The following is an 8641-nucleotide window of genomic DNA, read 5'->3' on the forward strand; positions in this document are numbered from 1 at the left end:
CGTCAGCCACGCTTGCGCCGTGCCGCCGCGAGGATGAGGTAGGCGCTGGCCGTCCACGTGTACGCGCGGTCGCGCAGCCCCTCGCCGGTCCGCGCGTCGAAGTTCTCCGCGAACCCCGACCTCTCGCACAGGCGGCGGAACCGGTCGCTGATCTCGTCGGCCAGCGCGACGTGCCCGGCGCGGCGCAGCCCGTCCTCGATCAGGATCGTCGAGGGCGCCCAGATGGGGCCGCGCCAGTAACCGTCGTCCTGGTAGTGCGGCGACGACGGCAGTTCCGTGGCGGGCCCGAACTCCGTCAGGTGCCGTTCGATGCGGCCGGCCAGCACCGCGCTCACCTCGGGGGGCAGCTCCTCGCCGAGGACGACGGGCATCAGGTCGAGCAGGCTGTCGCTGCTCCAGGTCCGGCCGGTGAGCGCGCCCCGGGCGACGAACCGCTCGCCCGTCCACAACTCGGTCAGCAGGGCGTTCCTCATGCGGTCGGCTGCCTCGCTCCAGCGGGCGGCCTCGGCGGGGCCGGGGGCCGTGCGGGCCAGTTCGCGCATCTGGAGCACGAGGAAGGCGGCCAGGTCGGCGGTCTCGACGACGCGCTCGGGGTCGAAGGTGGTGGCGTTGTCCCACCCGCTGTCGTTGCCGTGCTGGTAGTAGGCCAGTTCGTGGCCGGGCACCCGCCGGGCGGTCAGCCAGAAGTCCGTCCACCGCTCCAGCAGGCGGTAGGTCTCCTCCGGTTCGGGCCGCCACTGAAGCTGGCCGAGGGCCCAGCCGTGGATGGGCGGCTTGACGAAGTTGTAGAGGATCTCGGAGTGCGTCACCGAGTCGGGCAGCGCGCCCGCGCCGTCCTGGTGGTCGAAGGGCAGCCGGAACTGGTGCCACGCGAGGTCCGGCAGCCCCTCGGCCAGGGCGATGGCGTTGAAGCAGTGGTCCCAGCTCCACACCTTGTCCATCCAGTGCTTGGACATCAGCACCCCGGGACGCGTGACGAAGCCCGCCGGGCGGACCGTCGCCGACCACAACACGTAGACCGCCAGCTCGGCCGCCGGGGTGGCGTCGTCGCGCCAGGGGGCCACCGCCGCGGCGAAGGCGTCGAACTCCGCGCGGGCCGCCTTCACCACCTGCTCGAACGTGTCGGCCTCGACGTAGGGGGCGCGGGCGGTCTCGTATTCCTCGACGGCGATCTCCCAGTCGCCCGACAGGGTGACCCCGCGTTCGGCGCCGCCGAGCGACTGCGCGCCCACGGGCTCGGCCGCGCCGCGCAGCACGGTGATCCGGTAGCGGCGGCCGGTCTGGTAGAGCGTGAAGACGTACGACCCGTCCGCCGGCTCTTGATAGAAGTAGGGGCCGCTGAACGGGGTGAGCACGGGATCGGCCGCCACCAGGCCCAGGCCGAGGCCGCGCCCTCGGATCCGCACCGTGTCGGCGTTCTCGTAGGCGAGCTCGATCCGGTCCTCGCCGTGCTCCCACAGGAGTTGCTGCGGAGTGGCGGTCAGCGCCGCCTCCGGGTCGACGACGAGCCGCAGGACGGCGTGCATCCCGGTCTGGTGCGAGACCAGGTGCACCTCGTCGGCGTACGTCTTCTCGGCGATCACCGGGGAGAAGCCGAACCAGGAGCCGCGATAGCTGAACGGGATTTCCCGTAGGGAGAACACGGAGGGGAGGCCCTTCTCCTAGAGGTCAGTCCTTCACGGCGCCGGCGGTGACCCCGGCGGCGACGTAACGCTGGGCGATGACGAGCAGGACGGCCGCCGGGATCGACGCGACCACGGCGGTGGCCATGATCGCGTTCCACTCCTGGTTGTTGTGGCCGATGTAGTGGTAGATGCCGAGCGTGATCGGCTGGTGGTCGCCGCCCTGGTCGAGGGTCGAGGCGAAGACGAAGTCCGACCACGCCCACAGGAAGGCGAACAGCGAGACGGTGACCAGGGCGTTGCGGCTGAGCGGCAGGACGATCGACCGGAAGGTCCGCACCGTGCCCGCGCCGTCGACCCGGGCCGCCTGCAGCAGCTCCTCCGGCAGGCCCGACATGAACGCGGCCAGCATGAGCACCGCGAACGGCACGGCCAGCGTGGAGTCGGCCACGATGAGCCCCGGCACGGTGTTGAGCACGCCCGCCGACAGGAAGACGGCGTAGAAGCCCATCGCCATGATGATCCCGGGGATCATCTGCGCGGTCAGCAGCAGGAAGCCCAGCATCCCGCCGCCCTTCGGCCGCAGCCTGGCCAGGGAGTACGCCGCCGGGGCCGCCACGACGAGGGTCAGCACGACGGTGCCGAGCCCGACGACCAGGCTGGTGGCGAGGTAGGGCAGCTGCTGGTCGAGCACCGCCCGGTAGCCCTCCAGCGTGCCGTGCACGGGGAACCAGTTCGGCGGGTCGCGGCGCAGGTCGGCGTCCCGGGTGAAGGAGACGTTGACCATCCAGTAGACCGGGAACAACATCACGGCGGTCAGCACCAGCCCGATCGCCGTCTTCACCCGCCTCATGACGGCGCCCTCCGGTGCAGCGTGCGGATGTAGACCAGCCCGAACACCAGCGCCATGACGATGAGCAGGTTGCCCACCGCCGCCCCCGGCCCGAACGACGGCACGAGGTTGCCGAAGCCCAGCCGGTACGACCAGGTGGCGAAGGTGGTCGACGACCCGCTCGGGCCGCCCCTGGTCATGATCCAGATGATGTCGAACACCTTCAGCGTGTAGACGAGGCCGAGGAGCAGGGTGATCGCCGACACGGGCCGCAGGAGCGGGAAGGTGATGCGCCAGAACCGCTGCCGGCCGTTGGCCCCGTCGAGCGCCGCGGCCTCGTACACGGCGGCTGGGATCGCCTGGAGGCCGGAGTAGAGCACCACCAGGTTGAACGGGACGCCGATCCAGATGTTGGCGACCGTCACCGACCAGAGCGACCAGTCGGGGGAGGTCAGCCAGTTCACCGGCCCGAGCCCCAGGACGCCGAGCGCCGCGTTGACCACGCCGGACTCGCTGTTCAGCAACCACGACCACGTCGAGGCCGACACGATCAGCGGCAGCAGCCAGGGCACCAGGAACAGCGCCCGGAGCGTCGCCGACAGCGGGAAGTTCTTCGTGAAGAACAACGCCAGGGCCAGGCCGATCGTGAACTGGAAGACCAGCGAGACCACCGTGAAGACCACCGTGTGCCAGAGCGCCGGGCCGAACGTCGGGTCGGCGAACACCTTCAGGTAGTTGCCGAACCCGGCGAACGGCGCGTCGCCCCGCACGAACGACCGCACGGTGTAGTTCCGCAGGCTCAGCTCGACGTTGCGGTAGAGCGGATAGGCGTAGAAGACCAGCAGGTAGAGGCTGACCGGGGCGAGGAACGCCCAGGCCGCCCACTGCCCCGGACGCGGCCTCCGGCGGGACGGTGCCGGAGTGGTGAGGGCCATGTGCCGGCCGTCACTGCGTGGCGCTCGCGGCGGCGCGCTGCGCCTCCGTCATCGCCTCCTGTGGCGGCTTGGACGAGCTCAGCGCCGCCTGTACGGCCCCCCACATCGGCTCGGAGATCTTCGGGTACTTGGTGCCCAGGTCGTCGCCGGTGCGCCCCTTGGCCACCTTGACGGCCTCGACCCAGACGGCGAGTTTCGCGTCGGCCGCGACCTGCTGCCGTTGCACGGCCTCGGTCGGGGCGATGTAGGAGAGCGTGGTGGTGGTCTTGAGCGAGTTCTCGTCGTTGGTCAGGCAGGCGACCAGTTTCTGCGAGGTGGCGTACCTGCCGGTGTCCTGCTGGACGGGGATGGCGACGAACTCCCCGCCGGTGGGCGCGGGCGCCGGGCCGCCGGTCCGGGCGGGGATCGGGATGACGCCGTAGGGGAAGCCGGCCTTCTCGGCGTTGGCGAGTTGCCAGGTGCCGTTCTCGGCGAAGGCGTAGTCGCCGGTGGCGAACTCCTGCCAGCTCGTGGTCTGGGTGTTGGTGATGACGGAGTTGGGGGCGTACCCCTTCTTCAGCCAGTCGGCCCAGAGCGTGACCGCCGCGACCCCTTCGGGGGAGTCGAGCTTGGTGAGGTTCGCGCCCGCGCCCCAGAACCAGGGGAGGAACTGGAAGCTGCCCTCCTCGGTGCCGATGGCGGAGAACGTGATGCCCTTGCCGCCCGACTTCGTCACCTTCTCCAGCGCCGCCGTGAGCGTGGCCCAGTCGGTGATCGAGGCGGGGTCGACGCCCGCCTTGTCCAGCACGTCCTTGTTGTAGTAGAGCGCGAGGGTGTTGGCGCCGATCGGGACTCCGAAGGTCTCGCCGCCGCTCTGACCGGCCCCCAGGAGGTTGGGCGAGACGGCCGAGACGTCGAGCCGGTTCTCCGTGGTCGTGGTCAGCACGCCGGCCTCGGCCAGGGTGGAGACGACCGGGTTGTCGACGATCAGCACGTCGGGCGAGTTGCCCTGCTGCGCGGCCAGCAGCACCTTGTTGGTCAGGTCGCTGGTGTCGTAGCCGGTGCGCTCGACCCCGACGCCCGCCTGGGCGCCGCACGCCTCCAGCAGGCGCACCCACTCGGAGCCCGTGTCGTACTGCGGATAGGGATCCCAGATCGTGTACGCCGCCGCGGCCGTGGCCGAGGGGGCCTCCTCCACGGCGGAGGGAGTGGAGCAGGCGGCCAGCAGGGCGAGTGCGAGGCCGGTGGCGAGCCGGCCGGACGCGGAAGATCTCATCGGGGGGTGACCTCCCATGGTCGAACCGATTCGACGAATCGGTTCGACCGAAGATAAGCGTGTTCCTCGTGGACGTCAATGGGGGTCGACGAGCGGAATTGTGGAACGATTCGACTACGATGCTCGAATGAACATCGGGGAGATCGCCAAGAGGGCGGGAGTGTCCCGCAGCACCGTGTCCTACGCCCTCACGGGCCGCCGCCCGGTCTCGCCCGAGACCAAACAGCGCATCCTGGCGGTGATCGACGAGCTGGGATACCGTCCCAACGCGGCGGCGCGCGCCCTCAAGGAGGGCCGCACCCGCACCATCGGCCTCGTCATCCCGCCCGCCAGCACCCGCCTGACCGACATGCAGCTCGGCTTCGTGGCCAGCGTCGTCGACGCCGCCGCGCGCGCCGATCTCGACGTGCTGCTGTCGCCCTCGGGAGGCGAGCACGACCGCTCCTTCGAGCGCGTCGTCACCGGTCAGCGGGTCGACGGCGTGATCGTCATGGAGATACGGCTCGAAGACGACCGGGTCGCCCGGCTGATGGCCAGCGGCCTGCCGTTCGTCGGCATCGGCCGCACCCGCGACCCCGACGGCATGTCATGGGTCGACCTCGACTACGAGACGCTCATCGCCCGGTGCGTCCACCACCTCGCCGACCTCGGCCACCGTGACATCGCCCTGGTCAACCGCAGCGCCGAACTGGTGGCCGCCGGATACGGCCCGGGGCACCGCGCGCGGGCCGGCTTCGACCGGGCGGTCGCCGAGCGCGGCCTGCGCGGCGTGGCCGTCTGCTGCGCCGACGACGCCCAGGCCGGTCAGGCCTGCACCGAACACCTGCTCGCCGAGCACCCGGAGCTGACGGCGATCGCCACCGTCAACGAGGCGGCGGCGGCCGGGGTCTACCACGCGCTCGCCCGGACGGGCCGTGAGGTGCCCCGCGACTTCTCGATCGTGGGCGTCGCCGCCCGGCACTGGGCGGAGAACCTCCATCCGCCGCTCACCGCGGCGGACGTGCCCGCCGTCGAACTGGGCGCGCACGCCGTCGACCTGCTGCTGGGGCGGATCGCCGACCCGGCCGCCCCCCACCGCCATCTGCTGGTAGCGCCGCCGATCTCGCTGCGCGCCACGACCGGCCCGGCGCGGCCGTAGCCGCGAATCGATTCGTTTCACCCCTCCGTCACTCCGTTGACATCGTGTCGTAACGCGACCTAATCTGCGGTCGAATCGATTCGCTACCCAGCCCTCGCGTGAGATCACCTCGCCCTCAGGAGTAGCCCGATGCGTACCCGAATACGATCCGTGATCGCCGCCTGCGCCCTGGCCGTCACCGGACTGGTCGTGCCCGCCGCCCCCGCCCTCGCGGCCGACGAGGCCATCACCGTCAACTTCGCCACCACGGGCGCGAGCCCCACGTACCGCGCCTCCGGCTGGATCTACGGAATGACCGAGAACGGCACCGGCCCGGCCGACCACTTCTACCGCGACGTCAAGTTCCGCGCCATGCGCGCCGGCGGCGCCCAGCTCCCCAGCGGCGGCTGGGTGTCGGGCGGGTACGACCGCCGCTGGAACTCCACGCTGGCCCAGGCCCGCCGCACCATCGCCCTCGGCGGCCAGTTCATCCTGCTCCCGCACGACCTGTGGGGCGCCGACGGCGCGGGCATCTCCCGCTTCCCCGGCGACAACGGCGACTGGACCGACTACGACAACTTCCTGACGCGCGTCATCGACGACGTGCGGGCCGCGGGCATCACCGTGCAGTGGGACCTGTGGAACGAGCCGAACATCACCCTGTTCTGGAACCGGCCGCAGTCCCAGTACTTCGAGTTGTGGCGCCGCAGCTACCAGCGGGTCCGCGCCGCGTTCCCCGGCCACCTGATCGTCGGGCCGAGCTGCGCGTGCGTCCCGTCCACCTCGCACGCCTTCTGGAACGCCTACCTCGACTTCATCAAGGCCAACAACGTGGTGCCGGACATCATCAGCTGGCACTCGCTGCCGGGCGACCCCGTCGCCAACGTGGCCGCCGCCAACACGACCCTGAACTCGCGCGGCATCCCGCACCCGAGGCCCTACCAGATCAACGAGTACGGCGCCCCCGACGAGCAGAACCCCGCCGACGGCGCCTGGTACATCTCCCGGCTGGAACGCGCGGGCGCCGACGGCCTGCGCGCCCACTGGGGCGGCGGCGGCAACCTGCACAACGACATCGCCAACCTGCTCATCCGCAACAGCGCCGGGCAGCACCAGCCCAAGGGCGAGTGGTGGGTCTACCGTTTCTACGCCTCCCAGACCGGGCAGAGCGTGGCGGTCACGCCGAGCAACTCCTACGACGCCTACGCCACGAAGGACACCGGCACGGCCAGGGTGCTCGTCGGCGGCGGACGCACCACCGGCAACCTGGCCGTCACCCTCCAGCGGCTCGACACCACCAGCGGCATCGTGCAGAACAACCAGGTGCGCGCGATCGTGCAGCGCATCCCGAACAACAACGGCGGCGCCGTGCAGGGGCCGGTCACCATCTCCAACTCCGTCGTCACCCTGTCGGGCAACGCGGTCACGCTCAACCTGCCCAACACCGCGATCGCCGACGCCCTGACCGTCACCCTCGTGCCGCCGTCGGACGGGAGCTTCACCTCGGTCGCGGTGGCCCAGCACTCCCAGCAGTGCCTCGACAACCCGAACTCCTCGACCGCCAACGGCACCGTCCAGCAGCAGTTCTACTGCGAGGGCGGCGACCAGCAACTCTGGAACTTCGTCCCGGTGAGCGGCGTCGCCAACACCTACACGGTCGTCAACCGGCAGAGCGGCAAGTGCCTCGACGTCAACGGGGTCTCCACCGCCGACGGGGCGGCCGTCATCCAGTGGACCTGCACCAGCGGCGCGCAGAACCAGCAGTTCACGCTCCGCAAGGTGACCTACGGCGGCAACGACGCGCACGACTACCAGCTCCTCGCCCGGCACAGCGGCAAGTGCGTGGACGTGAGCACGATCTCCACCGCGCCCCGCGCGGCCGTCCACCAGTGGACGTGCGTCGCGGCGGGGCAGGGTAGCCCGCTGAACCAGACCTGGCGAATCTGGGGACGCTGACCGGCCCGCGCGAGGCCCTGCCACCCCGGGGGCGGCAGGGCCTCGTCGTGTCATACGGAGGCGATGGTCCACTGGTTGTTCGTGTTGGTGTTCGGCGCCCACATGCAGACGGTGGAGCCCGAAGTGGCGTTGCCCATGCCGTCCAGGGCGGTGCCGGTGCCGCGGTTGATGATCTGGTGGCGGCCGTTGCTCGCGGGGGCCAGCCGCCATTGCTGGTTGTTGGAGCCGGTCCAGGCTGCCTGGCGGGCGTTGGCGCCGTTGGCGGTGTTGCCCCAGCTGTCGATGACCATGCCGTTGGTGCGGTTGACGATCCGGTACCAGCCGCCGCCCAGGTCGACCAGCTGCCACTGCAGGTTGGTGGAGGTGCCCGAGGTCCACTGCTTGACGACCGAGCCGGAGGCGACGTTGCCGCCGCTGTCGAGCGCCAGGCCCGTGGTGCCGTTGACGATCCGCACCCAGGAGGTCGGCTGCTGCGGGGTGCCGGTCCCGGTCAGCCGGTAGGTGCGCCCGGCCTGCCCGGTGAGCGAAACCAGGTCGGATTCGGGTTTGGTGAAGGTGACCGCCGCGCCCGTCTCGGCATCCACGACCTGGACGGTGCCGGTGAAGACGGTGTTGCGGACGCGGGCGGTGCCGGCCCGGTCGAAGCGGACCAGGATCTCGGTGGCGCGGCCGGAGTTCCAGGTGGTGGCGACGGTGTAGCCGCCCCGCCCGCGCAGGCCCGTGAATTTGCCGCTGGGCCAGGCCGAGGGGAGTGCCGGCAGGACGTGGAGTTCGCCGTTGTGGGATTGGAGGAGCATTTCGGCGATGCCGGAGGTGGCGCCGAAGTTGCCGTCGATCTGGAAGGGCGGGTGCAGGTCGAACATGTTCGGCGCCAGGCGGGCGGTGGTGACCAGCAGGCGCAGCAGGGTGTGGGCGCGGGCGCCC

General features: G+C 70.9%; 7 protein-coding genes. 2 read left to right on the plus strand and 5 right to left on the minus strand.

From position 1 onward, the window contains the following. Positions 1-2 precede the first annotated feature (2 nt). From GT755_RS36415 to GT755_RS36430, 4 genes are read right to left on the minus strand one after another with little or no spacing between them, the layout of a single operon-like run. On the minus strand, positions 3-1643 hold the full coding sequence (locus tag GT755_RS36415) for an amylo-alpha-1,6-glucosidase (RefSeq protein ID WP_161484110.1): 1641 nt from the start codon (positions 1641-1643) through the stop codon (positions 3-5). A 25-nt stretch (positions 1644-1668) separates the two neighbouring features. Beyond that, a complete protein-coding gene (locus tag GT755_RS36420) occupies positions 1669-2475 on the minus strand; it encodes a carbohydrate ABC transporter permease (protein ID WP_161484111.1) in 807 nt (268 codons plus the stop codon). Continuing rightward, on the minus strand, positions 2472-3389 hold the full coding sequence (locus GT755_RS36425) for a carbohydrate ABC transporter permease (RefSeq protein ID WP_161484112.1): 918 nt from the start codon (positions 3387-3389) through the stop codon (positions 2472-2474). The genes GT755_RS36420 and GT755_RS36425 overlap by 4 nt, the downstream gene beginning before the upstream one ends. A 10-nt stretch (positions 3390-3399) precedes the next feature. Continuing rightward, positions 3400-4644, minus strand: coding sequence for a sugar ABC transporter substrate-binding protein (locus tag GT755_RS36430; protein WP_161484113.1), 1245 nt, complete (start codon positions 4642-4644; stop codon positions 3400-3402). A 127-nt stretch (positions 4645-4771) separates the two neighbouring features. Between GT755_RS36430 and GT755_RS36435 the strand changes: the two genes are divergently transcribed. Then, positions 4772-5782, plus strand: coding sequence for a LacI family DNA-binding transcriptional regulator (locus GT755_RS36435; protein WP_161484114.1), 1011 nt, complete (start codon positions 4772-4774; stop codon positions 5780-5782). 129 nt (positions 5783-5911) lie between these two features. Next, a complete protein-coding gene (locus tag GT755_RS36440; RefSeq protein ID WP_161484115.1) occupies positions 5912-7717 on the plus strand; it encodes an RICIN domain-containing protein in 1806 nt (601 codons plus the stop codon). Positions 7718-7767: 50 nt separating this feature from the next. On the opposite strand, the gene GT755_RS36445 is transcribed toward GT755_RS36440, so the two are convergent. Beyond that, positions 7768-8641: RICIN domain-containing protein (locus GT755_RS36445; protein ID WP_161484116.1), on the minus strand; the 874-nt coding region annotated here is incomplete at its 5' end.

Source organism: Herbidospora solisilvae (genome assembly GCF_009901565.1).
Lineage (GTDB): Bacteria > Actinomycetota > Actinomycetes > Streptosporangiales > Streptosporangiaceae > Herbidospora > Herbidospora solisilvae.

What these genes read in the sequence shown, in the direction of transcription:
- GT755_RS36420 (WP_161484111.1), bottom strand. Translation starts at nt 2,475, where the DNA reads ATGAGGCGGGTGAAGACGGCGATCGGGCTGGTGCTGACCGCCGTGATG.
- GT755_RS36425 (WP_161484112.1), bottom strand. Translation starts at nt 3,389, where the DNA reads ATGGCCCTCACCACTCCGGCACCGTCCCGCCGGAGGCCGCGTCCGGGG.
- GT755_RS36430 (WP_161484113.1), bottom strand. Translation starts at nt 4,644, where the DNA reads ATGAGATCTTCCGCGTCCGGCCGGCTCGCCACCGGCCTCGCACTCGCC.
- GT755_RS36435 (WP_161484114.1), top strand. Translation starts at nt 4,772, where the DNA reads ATGAACATCGGGGAGATCGCCAAGAGGGCGGGAGTGTCCCGCAGCACC.
- GT755_RS36440 (WP_161484115.1), top strand. Translation starts at nt 5,912, where the DNA reads ATGCGTACCCGAATACGATCCGTGATCGCCGCCTGCGCCCTGGCCGTC.